At 36.8% G+C, this 17,001-nt stretch carries 11 protein-coding genes, 2 tRNA genes and 3 rRNA genes; all 16 read right to left on the bottom strand.

The window, feature by feature from the left end; translation table 11 throughout:
- Positions 1–2: 2 nt before the first annotated feature.
- Positions 3–2,288 carry an InlB B-repeat-containing protein gene (locus B5D14_RS03195; RefSeq protein WP_159443705.1) on the bottom strand — a complete coding sequence of 762 codons (2,286 nt, stop codon included), beginning with the start codon at positions 2,286–2,288 and terminating at the stop codon, positions 3–5.
- A 242-nt stretch (positions 2,289–2,530) separates the two neighbouring features.
- Positions 2,531–3,004, bottom strand: a complete 474-nt coding sequence (locus B5D14_RS03190; RefSeq protein ID WP_078711150.1) for a hypothetical protein — start codon at positions 3,002–3,004, stop codon at positions 2,531–2,533.
- A gap of 805 nt (positions 3,005–3,809) precedes the next feature.
- On the bottom strand, positions 3,810–4,649 hold the full coding sequence (locus B5D14_RS03185) for a YjjW family glycine radical enzyme activase (protein ID WP_078711149.1): 840 nt from the start codon (positions 4,647–4,649) through the stop codon (positions 3,810–3,812).
- Between the two features lie 104 nt (positions 4,650–4,753).
- A tRNA-Ala gene (locus B5D14_RS03180) sits at positions 4,754–4,829 on the bottom strand.
- Positions 4,830–4,848: 19 nt separating this feature from the next.
- Positions 4,849–4,925 (bottom strand) — tRNA-Ile (locus B5D14_RS03175).
- Between the two features lie 175 nt (positions 4,926–5,100).
- Complete coding sequence (rpsI, locus tag B5D14_RS03170; protein WP_078711148.1) at positions 5,101–5,508, bottom strand: 30S ribosomal protein S9; 408 nt, start codon at positions 5,506–5,508, stop codon at positions 5,101–5,103.
- A gap of 14 nt (positions 5,509–5,522) precedes the next feature.
- Entirely contained in the window at positions 5,523–5,960 is a 438-nt protein-coding gene (gene rplM, locus B5D14_RS03165) for a 50S ribosomal protein L13 (RefSeq protein WP_078711147.1), read from the bottom strand.
- 89 nt (positions 5,961–6,049) lie between these two features.
- Entirely contained in the window at positions 6,050–6,826 is a 777-nt protein-coding gene (gene truA / locus B5D14_RS03160; RefSeq protein WP_078711146.1) for a tRNA pseudouridine(38-40) synthase TruA, read from the bottom strand.
- Entirely contained in the window at positions 6,823–7,623 is an 801-nt protein-coding gene (locus tag B5D14_RS03155; protein ID WP_078711145.1) for an energy-coupling factor transporter transmembrane component T family protein, read from the bottom strand. Before B5D14_RS03155 ends, truA begins: the two co-directional genes overlap by 4 nt.
- Positions 7,616–8,476 (bottom strand): energy-coupling factor transporter ATPase, encoded by an 861-nt coding sequence (locus tag B5D14_RS03150; protein ID WP_078711144.1) that lies wholly within the window; start codon positions 8,474–8,476, stop codon positions 7,616–7,618. The genes B5D14_RS03155 and B5D14_RS03150 overlap by 8 nt, the downstream gene beginning before the upstream one ends.
- Positions 8,452–9,282 carry an energy-coupling factor transporter ATPase gene (locus B5D14_RS03145; RefSeq protein WP_078711143.1) on the bottom strand — a complete coding sequence of 277 codons (831 nt, stop codon included), beginning with the start codon at positions 9,280–9,282 and terminating at the stop codon, positions 8,452–8,454. Before B5D14_RS03145 ends, B5D14_RS03150 begins: the two co-directional genes overlap by 25 nt.
- A gap of 86 nt (positions 9,283–9,368) precedes the next feature.
- Positions 9,369–11,279: a hypothetical protein gene (locus B5D14_RS03140; RefSeq protein WP_078711142.1), complete on the bottom strand. Its 1,911-nt coding sequence runs from the start codon at positions 11,277–11,279 to the stop codon at positions 9,369–9,371.
- Between the two features lie 62 nt (positions 11,280–11,341).
- Positions 11,342–11,923: an O-methyltransferase gene (locus B5D14_RS03135; protein WP_078711141.1), complete on the bottom strand. Its 582-nt coding sequence runs from the start codon at positions 11,921–11,923 to the stop codon at positions 11,342–11,344.
- A gap of 82 nt (positions 11,924–12,005) precedes the next feature.
- Positions 12,006–12,119 (bottom strand): 5S ribosomal RNA (gene rrf, locus B5D14_RS03130).
- Between the two features lie 91 nt (positions 12,120–12,210).
- Positions 12,211–15,113 (bottom strand): 23S ribosomal RNA (locus B5D14_RS03125).
- A 254-nt stretch (positions 15,114–15,367) separates the two neighbouring features.
- Positions 15,368–16,892 (bottom strand): 16S ribosomal RNA (locus B5D14_RS03120).
- The 16S, 23S and 5S rRNA genes sit together here, the layout of an rRNA operon.
- Between the last annotated feature and the right edge of the window lie 109 nt (positions 16,893–17,001).

Here is a 17,001-nt window from a genome sequence, read left to right as displayed (position 1 = left end):
AATTATTCCTTTGTTTGATCTGTTGCTTCTTCTAACTCAACTTCATGCCATTTTCTACCAAAATAGAAGCATACAAGATTAAGTGCAGCTAAGACAACCATCAACAACGTATATTTATCTACAAGTATCATTGGTAATCGCATATTTTCTGTTAAAACAAAGACAATAATTGATAAGATTGTAATAATGACACCTACTACTTTATAAATACGTTTACGTTTGAATTCATCTACAAGTTCTTCATTTTCTTCGTTCTCTTCTTCTCTTTCATGCTTTGCAAACAATAAAATTATTGTTACCAACATGCCAATAAGTGAAGCAATCAAATTAATAAGAGCCCAAGATCCCTTATGAACAACTTCTGGTGTAATATCATCCTCAATTTTTTCAACATCTGGTGTTGCTGTTGGGGTAACTGTTGGTCCTTGTTCAGGAGTAATTTCATCAACAATTATTCTTTCTTCAGGTTGATTTGGTTGGGGATTTTGTGGATTTTGCGGTTGTGGAACAATTGGTGCAAGGCAATCTTGTCTTTCTTCATTCCATTCAGTTCCGGCAGGGCAACCAACATTTGGGGTTTCAGTTGGTTCTGGTGTTGGTATTGGAGTTACTGTATTATCCCTTTCCCATTGAGCATATAATGTAATCTCTTTAACAGCTGGCATAACAAATTTAGATTTTTCTGTATAATTTACACCATTTCCATCAGGCTCAGTATTCCAGCCCTTAAAAGTATACCCCTCTCTTACAAACGTATTCTCAATTGTTGTTATCTCACCATTAAGAATTGTTTTGCCACCATTAACAGTTTTATTCGTTCCATCATTTGAATTATAATTTAATGTTCTATATAAACGATAATAATGATAAAAGAAATAATTTCTATTTTCAAGGCGAAGAGTCATCACTCCGCTTGTGTTACCATTGTTTAAGAAATCCAACCCTGTCATTGCTTTCATGAAATTTGCGCCTATTGCTTGATCAGAATCTGACCAACCAGAGTAATAAATATATCCTTTAGATTTTCCATCATCAGAAACCCAGTATTTATCATATAAATAATCATCTATAGTCGTACCCACTGGATAAATTGGAGCTTCTCCAAATATAGAGCTACTTGGATTTATACTTTCTATTTCTTTTCCATTCACAATAATTTCTTTATGATGAAGTGTTCTTAGATGTGAAACATCTCCGCCTGTGTATTCTTCAGGAATAAATTTACCTTCTGCATTTTCATAGTAAACCCCTACAAAAACAGCTTTTTGTCCGTAATTATACGCATAATCAATTGTTGCATCACTTGCAGGCATTGATGTAAGAGCAACGTATCTAGTATTTGGTGATAAATTACTCATTTGACTTTGCTTATACCATTCATCCGTTGAATCAGATGCCATTGTTCCAAATGGCACATGACGAGCTTCATAACTATTCCATACATTCTTGCTTGCCACTACACCATTAAATTCCATTAAGTGTAGTGGATATCCTTCTGTTGGTTGTGGATAAACTTCAAGATTTTCTCCAGGTAGCAGAACTTTTGTATACGATGTTGGACTAGTAATTTGATATTCATTCATCTTTTCAACTGTTACAGAATATCCCCATTTAATTTGACCATTTCCATCCACATGCTCACCCTCGTTTGGCATGTAGTGAGTTGTTACTGTTAATTTATATCCAAAATTGACTATTGCATTTTGTCTATTTGAATTATCAACATCAATAATTTGAACACTTTTATAATCATTATTTACATCAACATTATAAATTTCATTATCATTTAAACTTGCACTTTTCACAGTAGCATCAGTGCCATCTACAGTAATTTGGCAAGTTGTCTTGCATAATGCAGTTATTCTATTATCCTTTACTTCCAAATCTTTAGTATCGTTGTTTTCAGTAATAGATGCTTTTACATTGTCTATGTTCACTTTAATAAGAACATTGTTGTTCTCACTAACAATTGAGTTCGATTGTAGATTCATAGCCATTGGTTGTTCATCTAAAGGTATATCAGTTGGTTCTGGCAGTTGCTCTTTAGGAGTCTCTGTAGATACTGGTTGCTCTGTCACAAGTGGTTCTTCAGAATTTTCAGGAAGAATTGACTCACTTGGTTGTACAGATTCTTCATTCTCATCAAAAACTACCGTATTTTCAATTTTACTCTTATTTACAGTTGTGCCGATTTGATCTTCTGCCCTTACAAATGATGGTTTTATGATACTTACACTCAACATCATTGCAATAACGATTTTTAATAAACTTTTAACATTATACTTCATACCCAACCCCCCAAGTAATTCCTTATATTTATGCATTTACTATATTATTCATAAGTTATAACTTGGTTATATATTTATAATTAGTTCATATTATATCGTTTTAAATAAGCGAATCTGTCTTTCCAATATGAAAAAAATACTATCCGTATTTATGATGTAAATTATAAATTTTATTAATTATTAAAAATCCCCTTATTTTTTGATAAAGTCCAAATGCTTATCCAAATAGCATTCGATTTCATTTAGGTTTTATTTTGTATCAACTTCTTTATCTTACTTTTTATTTCATTACCATACAAATAGTAAAGAATACATGAATCTGTCTTACAAATCCCAAAATACTTCAAATCATCATTTAACTCATTTTTTATTACTTTTATGTTCATATTTTCGGGTAAATCTTTTGAGGTAAACATAACTTCTTCAAGAGTTCCTAATTCTATCTTTTTATCTTTGTAAGTAATTAAGGATTGCAGTGGTAGTTCCAACATTTTTAATTGGTTAATAAAACTCTCAATATAATTATCTTGTGTATAACTCAAATATATATCTACAAAATAGCCTATCACATTGTCATTCACATCTACTTCGGTTTTAAATGACTGGACACGTCCCAGTTTATTTAATCTTATTAGTTTAAGTATCCTATACTTGAAATATTTTATATTATCATAGGATCTCATTCGCGAATTAATTTTTATCTTCATTGTTTCCATTTGTTTTTCTCACAACCTTCAATCATTTACAACATGATCTACATAATGTTGTATTTTCACTTATACATTCTCATTTTTCTTTATTCTATCATCTAATATTGACTAATACAAACAAAACAGAGATGTACAAATTTTAAGTTTTGACTATCAAAACTTAATTGTTTTACTATAAATATTTTTTTCATTTCCCCATATTTTCAAACTTCTGGTTTTATCTTTTTCTATGCTACAAATATACAAATAACATAATCTTGTTTATTACATCTTAACTACTTCCAAATGCATCTGCTATTATGCTAAGTAACTCACTTACTCATATTTCAATCGCTATAAAGCATGAACTAATTATATAGCGTGATTATTTTTCTACAATACAAATGCTTTACCAACTATTTATAATCAGATAGTTTAATACTCAACTCTTTTTTAATGTATGTTTACTTTTGTAATTTATATATTTTACACAACACTTTCTCTTCTTTGTGTATAAACTTCAATAAAATATTTTTAAATTGAATAACATTCGATTTAGTGAATTCTCAATTTTCTTTAGGCAAGAATTTGATATTTCTTTATTGTGTTTTATCTTCTTTCTTTTTTAACTAATCGCTCGCAATAATGTTGTAGTAATATTTACATAATACCCTCAGTCTATGATTTAGACATGATATGCAATTAGATAATAGTTTTACTGTGCTCATTAGATGAAAAGAAAAAATTGGAATAGAATGATTCCAATTTTTACTTATTATTTCCTCCATTGATAAATTATTGATATATCGAATTTATATATCAATTTTACAGTTTATACAACAACAGTGTTTTTTGCCCCTAGTTGGATTGCCTTCTTTGCTAATTTATTTGCTTCTTTCTCTGTTGTAATTGTGTTACCTATTTCTTTTATGCCTTCTTCTCTTACACCAAATGGGCGATATCGCAATAGTTTGTAAAGCGTTTTATCTTGAATGATTTTACTCACTTCTGTTACTGTAATTTCGTTTTGTTTTGGACTATTTGGTAATAACACAGTTCTAACTTCTACTAGTTTATTTTTCTTTAGTAAATAGTTTAGATTTTTTTGTACCTGTTTATTTGAAGCTCCTGTTAAATATTCATGAAATTGATCATCATACGCTTTAACATCTAGCATAACACCATCACTCAAATCTAGTAATTCTTCATACTTTGAAAAATCATGAATACCATTTGAATCAATTAAACAACTGTACCCTTCTTTTTTAGCCTTTTTAAATAGTTCTAAGAGGAATTCTGCATGATTCATACATTCTCCTCCACTTACAGTAATTCCACGTATAAAGCCCTTCTGCTTGCTTATTTCAACCAATAATTCTTTGACTGTCATTTCTTTTATTTTAGGCGATGACATATACTTGCATGTTTTAATACAAGTATCACAATCAACACAAATTGTTGAATCCCAAACAACCTTTCCTTTTTTAATTGATAATGCATGAACTGGACACAAATCAACACAATCACCACAATGATTGCACATATTAATTGTTTCAGGATTATGGCAATAATAACAACGAAATGGACATGATTGTAAGAAAATAGAAGTTCTATTCCCTGGACCATCAACATTTGAAAATGGAATAATTTTATTAACAGGTGCTTTTAACATATCAATACCTCACAATCAAAAGTATATCATATAAAATCAAATCACAAATTACCAAAATAAATAAAAAAATACGATATCTAATGATATCGTATTCATTTGAAATATGGTGGAGCTTAGGAGGATCGAACTCCTGACCTCCTGCGTGCAAGGCAGGCGCTCTCCCAGCTGAGCTAAAACCCCAGGGTATATTTCAATTCGATGGTGGGCCTGAATGGACTTGAACCAACGACCTCACCCTTATCAGGGGTGCGCTCTAACCACCTGAGCTACAGGCCCGATCGCTTCATCGAATGCTTTATAATATTACCATCTCTAGTATGCTAAGTCAACCTCTTTTTTAAATTAATTTAAAAATATTTTATTCAATTTATTGTTTCTATTTTACTATAAAAAAAATCCCAACCACAAGGATTGAGATTTGATTTTCTCTTTGATAAACGAAGTAATTCGATTAACGTTTTGAGAATTGAGGTGCACGACGAGCGCCTTTAAGACCATATTTCTTACGTTCTTTAGCACGTGAGTCACGTGTTAAGAATCCTGCAGCCTTAAGTGCTGGACGATAGTCTACTGATGCTTCAAGTAAAGCACGAGCGATACCATGTCTCATAGCTCCTGATTGTCCAGAATATCCACCACCGCAAACATTAATCTTTACATCAAATTGATTTAATGTTTCAGTCAAATCAAGTGGTAAACGAACATTCATTCTTAATGTTTCTAATGGTAAGTACTCTTCAAGAGTTTTTCCATTAACTGTGATAACACCTGTTCCTGGAGTCATAAAGACACGAGCAACTGATGATTTACGACGGCCTGTGCCGATGTAAGTTACATTTGTTTTTTTCTTTGCTGGCATTGTCTTTCTCCTCCTTACCCTTTAATCTTTAACTCAACTGGTTGTTGAGCTGTGTGTGGATGTTCAGATCCTTTGTACACAAATAAGTGTCCACGCATAACGTTTCCTAATTTTGTATGAGGAAGCATACCGTGTACTGCTCTTTCTACCCATTCAACTGTATATTGATTTCTCATAATACCTGTTGAACGTGTACGTAATCCACCCTTATATTGAGAGTGATTGTAGTAGTTCTTTTTATTCACTTGATCACCAGTGATTTCAATTTTATCAGCATTGATAATAATTACATAATCTCCGCAATCAACATTAGGTGTATAAGTAGGTTTATGTTTACCTCTTAATACTGTTGCTACCTCAGTAGCAAGACGTCCTAAAGTACATCCTGTTCCATCAACGACGAACCATTGACGAACAACTGTGCTTGGTTTTGCCATAGTTGTTTGGCGCATATTCATTTCCTCCTAAACCAATGTAGTTTCCGGGGCTACATTTGGCATAAGTTGCCGATTATCATTATATCTTCATTTATCCCTATTAGTCAATCATTTTCTTCGATTTCTAAAGGATTTTCATTGTTTTGATAATACTCAATTTTCATTAAATACAAACCTTGTGGCTCAGCATTGTGTTTGCAACTGTCTTTATCTCTTGCATCAAGCATTTTCGATACATCCTCGAGGGTTAATCTTCCTCTGCCTACCTCGATTAGTGTAGCTGTCAACATCCTCACCATATACCTTAAAAAGCCCTTACCTCGATAACTAATGGTCAGTATATCTTTATCTCTTGAAAAAACAATATCTTCAATTTCTCTTACTTGATTAGGAAATTGTTCTAATGAATTTGCACAAAAAGATGAGAAATCATGTTTACCTATAAATATTTTAGAAGCCTTTTCCATTTCTTCAACATTAAGAACGTGGCGACATTGATAGGCATAATGAATCATGCAAACATCGTATTCGCCTAAATTAATTCGATAATCATATTGTTTACGTTTAACACTAAACCTCGCATGAAATTCTTCACCCACTTCTTCAAGTGATTGAATACGAATATCTTTTGGTAAGTATCCATTAATAGCCCACTGCCATCGTGGTGCATCTAAATAAAAATCAGTATCAAAGTGAAACACCTGACCATATGCATGAACTTTCGCATCAGTTCTCCCTGCAGCTACTGCTTTTATTTCTTCATTGGATATTCGGTGTAATACAGCTTCTATTTTTTCTTGAATTGAATTATTTTTACATTGTGATTGCCATCCAATATAGGCAGTACCATCATAACTTACAACACACTTAAATCTTCTCATACAGCAAACGCAATAACGATCATTCCAATTGAAAGACAACTAGCTCCAATTAGTAGTATGATGTCTCTTCCTTTTATCTTTAATATTTTATAGCGAGTTCTTTCTTGTCCTGGTGCATACCCTCTAGATTCCATAGCATTTGCTAAATCTTCAGCACGTTGGAATGCAGAAACAAATAACGGAACGATCAAAGAAAGAATAGCGACTATTTTTTCTTTCATAGTACCTTCTTTTAAATCAACACCACGTGAAGCTTGAGCACGCATAATTTTTTGTGTTTCTTCAATTAAATCTGGTATGAACCGTAATGCAATTGAAATCAACATTGCTATTTCATGAGAAGGTACACCTATTTTTTGAAAAGGTTGTAATAAGTCTTCAATACCTAAAGTCAAATCCAATGGCTTTGTCGTTGCAGTTAAAACCGTCGTAATCATAATCATCAATATTAAACGAACAGCAATAAACAAGGTTTGAAAAATAGCATCTGAATAAACCGATAAACCAAAAATTGTAAATAGCAACGTTCCTGTTTTTAAAACAAATACATTGAGCACAAGCAAAAATACCAACATAAACAACATCGGTTTTAATGCCTTCCATATAAAATCAAATCTTAATTTTGATAATAAAACGACACCGATAATACAAACCGCTAATACACCATATCCAATCCAACCAACTGGAAAGAATATACTAATTAAAACGATTAACATAGCCATGATTTTTGCACGTGGATCCATACGGTGAATACAAGAATCAAGCGGTATATATTTCCCCAACACAAAACTATTCATGTCTTTTCACCTGCTTACTAATTGCACTAGCTAACTCATCAACAGTGAAGCAATCATCAGGTAAATGCATTCCACATTGGTTACATGCATTCTTTAATTGAATAATGGCAGGAGGTAAAATATTTAATTCCTCGCATAAAGTATTGCGCTTAAAAAATGATTTCACATCTTCCTTACAGTATATTTCTCCATCTTTAACCACTACAACATCATCACAATAATTTAAAACATGTTCCATATCATGAGTAACAATTAAAACTGTTTTTCCTAACTCTTTGTTTAATCTTCTAAATAAACTCATCATTTGTAGTGAACCTTGTGGATCTAATCCAGCCGTTGGTTCATCTAAGACAAGTACTTTTGGATCCATTGCTAAAATACCCGCAATTGCTACTCTTCTTTTTTGCCCACCTGATAAATCAAGTGGTGATTTGTCCATATAACTTTCATCCAAATCAACTAACTTCAAAACTTCCTTTGCTTTCTTAATTGCATCTTCTTCACTTACACCAAAATTCTTTGGTCCAAAGATAATATCTTTTAAAATCGTTTCTTCAAATAATTGGTATTCTGGAAATTGGAAAACTAAACCTACATCTTTACGAAGTGATTTCAATTTCTTTGGATGCTCGTCCGCTTGGATTACACGATCAAGAATTGTAAGCTTACCAGCAGTAGGTAATAAGAGTGCATTTAAATGTTGCACTAATGTTGTTTTACCAGAACCTGTAGCTCCAATAATTGCGGTCATTTTTCCTTCTGTGATTTCTAAATCTACATTTTTTAATGCTGCATATGAAAATGGGGTATCTGGTGAATACGTATGACTTACTTTTTCAAATTGTATTGACATAATTCTTCCACCAATCCTTCCATTGTTACTGTTTCTTTAATATTGACTCCTTGTTTCTTCAAAGCTTTTTGCATTTTCAAACTAAAAGGAATATCTAGTTTAATAGATACTAATTCTTTTTCTCTAACTAATATTTCTTGAGGTTTCCCTGACATAACAATATGTCCTTGATCCATTACAATAACATCATCACTTTTTGATACTTCTTCAATGTCATGTGTAATTGAAATGATTGTGATTGTTTCATCCTGATGCAATTCTCTAATCAATTTTTTTATTTCATCTTTACCTTGTGGATCCAACATACTTGTTGCTTCATCAAAGATGAGTATGGATGGTTTCATTGCTAAAACTCCTGCAATCGCAACTCGTTGTTTTTGACCACCTGATAATTTTGTCGGTTCACTATTTAAGTAATCTGTCATCTTTACTTTACTTGCAAATTCATTGATAATGTTATCCATTTTATCTTGTTCAACACAGTGATTTTCTAACCCAAACGCAATGTCATCGCGTACTGTTGAACCAATAAATTGGTTATCTGGATTTTGGAACACAATACCTATTTGACTTCTAATTTTTTGCAAATTTTCTTGAGTTAATTCTAAACCAGCAATGACAATGTCACCACTCTTCTTTTCTAACAAACCCATAAGTAATTTAGCGATGGTACTCTTACCACTTCCATTATGTCCAACGATTGTTGTGTAGGATCCTTTTTCAATGGAAAAAGACACACCATCAACTGCCATGTTTTCATTATCATATGAAAAGCTTAGATTTTTTACTTCAATAACATGATTCATTTCATCACCTCAAAGCCTTTTTATTATATACCATTTAGTACTAGAACACAAAGAAAAGCGACCTAGGTCGCTTTCATTAATTTATCTTAAATATGTTCTAATTCATATCCTTTATAAAGCCCATCTAAACAATTAACTTGGTTAGAAATATTATAGATTTCACTTAAAATTTTACTCTCTTGATTATCGAAATCTAAATAAACTAAAATGTTATGGTTTTCATCTGTTCCATTGATTTCATAGCCATACTCTTTCATTATTTCAATGAAAGAAATTAGGTTTTGAGAATCTGGGAATTGTACTTTATGTGTTATTCTACAACGACTTCCAACTTCAAACTCTTCATTAAATGCTTCAAAATTATTGAAAATTGCATTGATAAATTTAAGATTTAAGAAAGGATAAAGTGTACTGATATCATATACTGCATCTGGATACTCTCTTGGTGAATCACTGAATGAAGGAATTGATATTTCTTCTAGTTCATCTTCTTCATCAAAAGGATTCAAAGTAGGGATATCAAATTGTGCTGTATCTTCCATCATTGCAAATGGAGCTATATCAACTTCTTCTTCATCTTGAATTTCATCTAATGAAGATAAGTTTATTTCTTCTTCCTCTTCAATTTCACCTAATGAAGGTAAGTCTATTTCTTCTTCTACTTCTTTTATTGTTTCTATTGGTCTTGCTAAAACCAAATCTTCAAGCGCTACTGTTGGTTCCTCCACAATGTTACCAAAATTGATTATATCAACCTCTTCACTATGTTGCGGCTCAACTGTTTCAAATGGATTTGCATCATTTAAATTAATTAAATCAATATCATCCTCCCCAACATGAATTAATCGCTTTTTGAATTCTTCAAATTCATCTTCAGTTAATTCTTTCTTGAGTTGTGGAGCTTCGCTAAGAGATGCTTCTATTGATATTTCTTCTAAATCTTGTTCATCTGTCGCAAATAATTTTTGTATTTCCTCTTCATCCAAATCAACAAGTTTTAATTCACTTGTTTCTTCCATTGGCATATTGAATCTTGGTGAGGATACTTGTTGTTCAATTGGGTTTAAATCTTCAAATAAACTCGCTAAATCTAACTCCTCTAAATCATCATCTCCAAATGGATTTCTTAACGTCATTTCTTGTGATTGTTTGATTGTTGGCTCTTCAGTTTGTGCAAATTTAGGCAAGTCAAAAATTGCTGTTCTACTTAAATCCTCTTCTGCATAGTCAGGTTTAATAGATTGAACCATCGCAGGTATTTCAAATGTATCAAATTCATCCAGTTCAGGCTCTTCTTCAATTGAAACACTTGTATCAACTGAAGGGATTATTTCTTCAGGTTCAATCACAGGTGATCCAAAAGGATGCATCAACGTTTCTAGTTTAATATCACCTGTAGGTTTTACTCTTTCGACAAATGTTGGTACGACCAAGTCTTCTAATAAATCTTCTAATTCTTCATCTTCATTAAAATTATTAGAAAGCTGTTCCAAGTTATCTGTTGATGCTTCAATATCTTGAATAAGTTTTTGTAAGTCTTCATTCTCATTAGCGATTTTGATATCTTCAAAATTACTAATTACTTGAGGTTCTTCTTCAATTTCTTCATGAAATAAAGGTGTTCTTAAATCTTCTAAAATCTCCTCTGTTGCTTTTACTGCTGGTTTTATTATCTCAGCTGCAATTGGCGCCATTTCACGAAAAGATGGAATATCCATATCAGACAGGTCATCTAACTCAATGAAACTTGACTCTTCTTGTTCTTCTTCATGTTGATGAGCTCCCTGTTGCTCAACATCTTGAATATTTTTAAGTGGTAAGTTTTCAATTTCTTGTATTGTCTTTACAAGTTCCTTATCTTCTTCATCTGAACGAAGTTTAATCATTCTTACTTCATCTTCTGTTTCAACTCTTTTGTTTTGCTCTTCACTTAAAAGATAAACAGCTAAAGCTGCCCCTGATGCTAATAATAAAGTTGTTAGTAAACCTTTTTTCATAGTATATACCCCGCTTCTATATTTTATCATAAAATATCTTTTAATACGAAATGCTTTCGTATTTACTTCACTTTTACAATCGCAACGCCATCACCAATCATAGGATAAAATTGTGTATCGAGTCCTGGATCATTACAAATCCAATCTCTAAATAGTTTAATCTTTCTAACTAACTGTTTTGTATTTCTACTTTTTGCCTCACTTGGATTATCAACCAATCCATGAAAACATAAGTTATCAAATACAAAGACTCCATTCTTATTTACATTTCCGAGGAAATGATCCATATATTTCTTATACTGTGCTTTAGCAGCATCTATAAATATTAAATCATATTTCTTGTCGGTTTGGAATGTTGAAGCATCACATTCATGAACTTTAATGCGATTTGTTAACGAGGCTACTTCAATATTTTTTCGTGCTATTTCTACTAACTCTTTTTTTATTTCGCATGTATCAATTAGGATATCTGGATTGCAGTTTGCCATTTGGATGGAAGAATATCCAATTGCAGTTCCACACTCCAAAATTGTTTTAATCTTCTCTTTTTTTATATATTCGCAAAGAAATTCAATTCCTCCATCTAACATGATAGGAACATGATTTTCATGTGCATAATTTTTTATATCATCTATTTTATTCATAGAATTATTCTAACATAAATTTTACTTTATTTATGCATAAAAACGCAAGAAAAAAGGATATCCGCAAGGGATATCCAAGGTTACCTGGCAACGAGCTAGTTTCACTATGGCGTGCATAGCTATAATCGCCGCTGAAATGCTTAACTTCTGTGTTCGGTATGGGAACAGGTGTGACCATTTCGCCATCATTACCAGATTTGTGAGAGAAATTCTCTCAAAACTAAATAACAGTTTAAGACATTTTTTGTATCTTTCCGAATTGTTGTTGTGTTTGTTTTACTCTTGACGTGATTAAATCCTCGACCTATTAGTATCAGTCAACTCCATACATCACTGTACTTCCATCTCTGACCTATCAACCTCGTCGTCTTCAAGGGGTCTTACTTTCTCAAGGAAATGGGAAATCTCATCTTGGAATTGGTTTCACGCTTAGATGCCTTCAGCGTTTATCCAGTCCGTACTTAGCTACCCAGCCATGCCACTGGCGTGACAACTGGTACACCATCGGTACGTCCATCCCGGTCCTCTCGTACTAGGGACAGCGTTCCTCAAATTTCCTACGCCCACAACAGATAGGGACCGAACTGTCTCACGACGTTCTGAACCCAGCTCGCGTACCGCTTTAATGGGCGGACAGCCCAACCCTTGGAACCGAATTCAGCTCCAGGATGCGATGAGCCGACATCGAGGTGCCAAACCTCGCCGTCGATGTGAACTCTTGGGCGAGATCAGCCTGTTATCCCCAGGGTAGCTTTTATCCGTTAAGCGACGGCCATTCCATACTGCACCGCCGGATCACTAATCCCGACTTTCGTCCCTGCTCGACTTGTAAGTCTCGCAGTCAAGCACCCTTCTGCATTTGCACTCAACGATTGATTTCCAACCAATCTGAGGGTACCTTTGGGCGCCTCCGTTACTCTTTAGGAGGCGACCGCCCCAGTCAAACTGCCCACCTGACACTGTCCTTTGACCCGATCAGGGCCATAAGTTAGAATTTCAAGTAACTAAGAGTGGTATCCCAACGATGGCTCCATTGAAACTAGCGTCCCAACTTCTTAGCCTCCCACCTATTCTGTACATAGTTAATCAAAACTCAATATCAAGCTACAGTAAAGCTCCATGGGGTCTTTCCGTCTAGTTGCGGGTAACCTGCATTTTCACAGGTACTAAGATTTCACCGAGTCTGCTGCCGAGACAGCGCCCAAATCATTACGCCTTTCGTGCGGGTCAGAACTTACCTGACAAGGAATTTCGCTACCTTAGGACCGTTATAGTTACGGCCGCCGTTCACTGGGGCTTCAATTCAAAGCTTCGCCTTGCGACTAACTCATCCTCTTAACCTTCCAGCACCGGGCAGGCGTCACCCCCTATACTTCGTCTTGCGACTTTGCAGAGAGCTGTGTTTTAGTTAAACAGTTGCTTGGGCCTCTTCACTGCGGCTCTCTTTTACAAGAGCGCCCCTTCTTGCGAACGTACGGGGCAATTTTGCCGAGTTCCTTGGCAACAGTTCTCTCGCTCACCTTAGGCTTCTCGCCTTGACCACCTGTGTCGGTTTTGGTACGGGCCGCATCTTGATTAACGCTAGAAACTTTTCTTGAAAGCTGGTATCACAAACTTCGCTACTTGGTCGCCCGTTCACTCGTCGTCACGCTTTTGGATTGACATGCGGATTTGCCTACATGTCTCCTACTTCGCTTAATCCCCAATCCATTAAGGGGTATTGCTAACCTTCTTTGTCATTCCTTCACTCAAGTGCGGGTACGGGAATATCAACCCGTTGTCCATCGACTACGCTTGTCAGCCTCGCCTTAGGTCCCGACTTACCCAGGGAGGACGAACCTTCCCCTGGAAACCTTAGTCAATCGGTGTGTAGGATTCTCACCTACATCTCGCTACTCACACCGGCATTCTCACTTCCAAACGCTCCACCACTCCTTACGGTATGGCTTCAACGCTGATTGGAACGCTCCCCTACCCAATATCTTACGACATTGCCATAGTTTCGGTATTCTGCTTAGCCCCGGTACATTTTCGGCGCAGGGTCACTCGACTAGTGAGCTGTTACGCACTCTTTAAAGGATGGCTGCTTCTGAGCCAACCTCCTAGTTGTCTGTGCATCCCCACATCCTTTTCCACTTAGCAGAAATTTTGGGACCTTAACTGATGATCTGGGCTGTTTCCCTTTTGACCATGGACCTTATCACCCACAGTCTGACTGCCGAGTATACAATTCTGGCATTCGGAGTTTGATACCATTCAGTACCCCTAGATGGGGCCATCATGATTTCAGTGCTCTACCTCCAGGTTGCTTACCTCGACGCTAGCCCTAAAGCTATTTCGGGGAGAACCAGCTATCGCCGTGTTCGATTGGAATTTCTCCGCTAGCCACAATTCATCCGCCAACTTTTCAACGGTGGTCGGTTCGGTCCTCCAGTTGGTATCACCCAACCTTCAACCTGATCATGGCTAGATCACACGGCTTCGGGTCTACCATCACGTACTATGTCGCCCTATTCAGACTCGCTTTCGCTTCGGCTCCGTTTCTTCAACTTAACCTCGCACGTATTGGTAACTCGCCGGTTCATTCTACAAAAGGCACGCCATCACCCATTAACGGGCTCTGACTTCTTGTAAGCATACGGTTTCAGGTTCTATTTCACTCCGCTCCCGCGGTTCTTTTCACCTTTCCCTCACGGTACTGGTTCACTATCGGTCATAATGGAGTATTTAGCCTTACCGGATGGTCCCGGCTAATTCCGACAAGGTTTCACGTGCCTCGCCGTACTCAGGATTCCACTAGGTCTCATTCGATTTTCGTCTACAGGGTTTGCACCTTCTTTGACCGACCTTTCAATGCCGTTCGACTAACCGTTTGAGTACCACGTTGTGGTCCTACAACCCCAGTCCTTAGACTGGTTTGGGCTCTTCCCCTTTCGCTCGCCACTACTTAGGGAATCATTTTTATTTTCTTCTCCTACAGGTACTAAGATGTTTCAATTCCCTGCGTTCTCTTCTCACAAGCTATGTATTCACTTGTGGATAACACTGCATTACCAGTGCTGGGTTCCCCCATTCGGATACCCCCGGATCTCTGTGTGCTTACCACTCCCCGAGGCGTTTCGCCGTTCGCTGCGTCCTTCTTCTGCTCATTATGCCAAGGCATTCACCGTACGCCCTTTTTCATTTAATCACTTCGCCACAAGACTGAGATTTCTTCTCGTGGACTTCTTTTTTTAGATTGAACTGTTTTTACTATGTTTTTCCTAAAATCATTTCATTGCTGTTCTGATTTTTGAAATCTAGTTTTTCAACTTTTCGGAAAGACCTTAATATCTGTCTTTCTCTGTTATTCAGTTTTCAAAGAACTTCTGAGAAATCACCGATCTCTCAAAACTAAATAGGAAATAAACGCTTAACTCAATTACTGTACTTCTTTCTCCTTAGAAAGGAGGTGATCCATCCCCACGTTCCCGTAGGGATACCTTGTTACGACTTAACCCCAATCATCAGTCCTACCTTCGACGGCTCCCTCCTTTACAGGTTAGGCCACCGGCTTCGGGTATTACCAACTCTCATGGTTTGACGGGCGGTGTGTACAAGGCCCGAGAACGTATTCACCGCGGCATGCTGATCCGCGATTACTAGCGATTCCGACTTCATGAAGTCGAATTGCAGACTTCAATCCGAACTGAGACAACCTTTGTGTGTTTTGCTCGCTATCACTAGCTGGCTTCACGCTGTAGTTGCCATTGTAGTACGTGTGTAGCCCAGGTCATAAAGGGCATGATGATTTGACGTCATCCCCACCTTCCTCCGGTTTATCACCGGCAGTCTCTCCAGAGTCCCCAACTTAATGATGGTAACTGAAGACAAGGGTTGCGCTCGTTGCGGGACTTAACCCAACATCTCACGACACGAGCTGACGACAACCATGCACCACCTGTATCCTTCATCCTCCCCTATATCTCTATAGGCTTGTCCGGTATGTCAAGACCTGGTAAGGTTCTTCGCGTTGCGTCGAATTAAACCACATACTCCACCGCTTGTGCGGGCCCCCGTCAATTCCTTTGAGTTTCACACTTGCGTGCATACTCCCCAGGCGGAATACTTATTGCGTTAACTGCAGCACTGAGTTTCCCCAACACTTAGTATTCATCGTTTACGGCGTGGACTACTAGGGTATCTAATCCTATTTGCTCCCCACGCTTTCGTGCTTCAGCGTCAGTTACAGGCCAGGCAACCGCCTTCGCCACTGGTGTTCCTCCATATATCTACGCATTTTACCGCTACACATGGAATTCCATTGCCCTCTCCTGTACTCTAGTCGACCAGTTTCTTAGGCTATATGGGGTTGAGCCCCACGCTTTCACCTAAAACTTAATCAACCGCCTACGCACCCTTTACGCCCAATAATTCCGGATAACGCTTGCCACCTACGTATTACCGCGGCTGCTGGCACGTAGTTAGCCGTGGCTTTCTGGTAAAGTACCGTCACTCCTAGATCCTATCCAGGCCGTTCTTCCTTTACAACAGAGCTTTACAACCCGAAGGCCGTCTTCACTCACGCGGCGTTGCTCGGTCAGGCTTTCGCCCATTGCCGAAAATTCCCTACTGCTGCCTCCCGTAGGAGTTTGGGCCGTGTCTCAGTCCCAATGTGGCCGTTCACCCTCTCAGGCCGGCTACGCATCATCGTCTTGGTGAGCCATTACCTCACCAACTAACTAATGCGACATAACCCCATCTATTTGTGTTTCTCACCTTTAATCATCAGAAGATGCCTTCCAATGACCTATCCGGTTTTAGCGTCCGTTTCCAAACGTTATCCCAGTCCTTATAGGTAGGTTGGTTATGTATTACTCACCCGTTCGCCACTAACTTCCAAGAGCAAGCTCTCTTCCGTTCGTTCGACTTGCATGTATTAGGCACGCCGCCAGCGTTCATCCTGAGCCAGGATCAAACTCTCCGTTTGAATTGCTCATTTATGACACTGACTTCTTTGTCAGTTTTATCCTTTTTGTTTCCTTTTTAATTGACGTTCGTTGTTTAATTTCCTATTCAGTTTTCAAAGATCGTTCGCT

It is taken from the genome of Anaerorhabdus furcosa (genome assembly GCF_900167375.1).
GTDB lineage: Bacteria > Bacillota_I > Bacilli_A > Erysipelotrichales > Erysipelotrichaceae > Anaerorhabdus > Anaerorhabdus furcosa.
The sequence above is the reverse complement of the archived record's forward strand: the minus strand, read 5'-3'. Positions and strand labels throughout refer to the sequence as shown.

Bases quoted from the DNA above. Each gene is read 5' to 3' on its own strand.
- B5D14_RS03195 (WP_159443705.1), bottom strand. From the start codon at position 2,288: ATGAAGTATAATGTTAAAAGTTTATTAAAAATCGTTATTGCAATGATG.
- B5D14_RS03190 (WP_078711150.1), bottom strand. From the start codon at position 3,004: ATGGAAACAATGAAGATAAAAATTAATTCGCGAATGAGATCCTATGAT.
- B5D14_RS03185 (WP_078711149.1), bottom strand. From the start codon at position 4,649: ATGTTAAAAGCACCTGTTAATAAAATTATTCCATTTTCAAATGTTGAT.
- rpsI (WP_078711148.1), bottom strand. From the start codon at position 5,508: ATGCCAGCAAAGAAAAAAACAAATGTAACTTACATCGGCACAGGCCGT.
- rplM (WP_078711147.1), bottom strand. From the start codon at position 5,960: ATGCGCCAAACAACTATGGCAAAACCAAGCACAGTTGTTCGTCAATGG.
- truA (WP_078711146.1), bottom strand. From the start codon at position 6,826: ATGAGAAGATTTAAGTGTGTTGTAAGTTATGATGGTACTGCCTATATT.
- B5D14_RS03155 (WP_078711145.1), bottom strand. From the start codon at position 7,623: ATGAATAGTTTTGTGTTGGGGAAATATATACCGCTTGATTCTTGTATT.
- B5D14_RS03150 (WP_078711144.1), bottom strand. From the start codon at position 8,476: ATGTCAATACAATTTGAAAAAGTAAGTCATACGTATTCACCAGATACC.
- B5D14_RS03145 (WP_078711143.1), bottom strand. From the start codon at position 9,282: ATGAATCATGTTATTGAAGTAAAAAATCTAAGCTTTTCATATGATAAT.
- B5D14_RS03140 (WP_078711142.1), bottom strand. From the start codon at position 11,279: ATGAAAAAAGGTTTACTAACAACTTTATTATTAGCATCAGGGGCAGCT.
- B5D14_RS03135 (WP_078711141.1), bottom strand. From the start codon at position 11,923: ATGAATAAAATAGATGATATAAAAAATTATGCACATGAAAATCATGTT.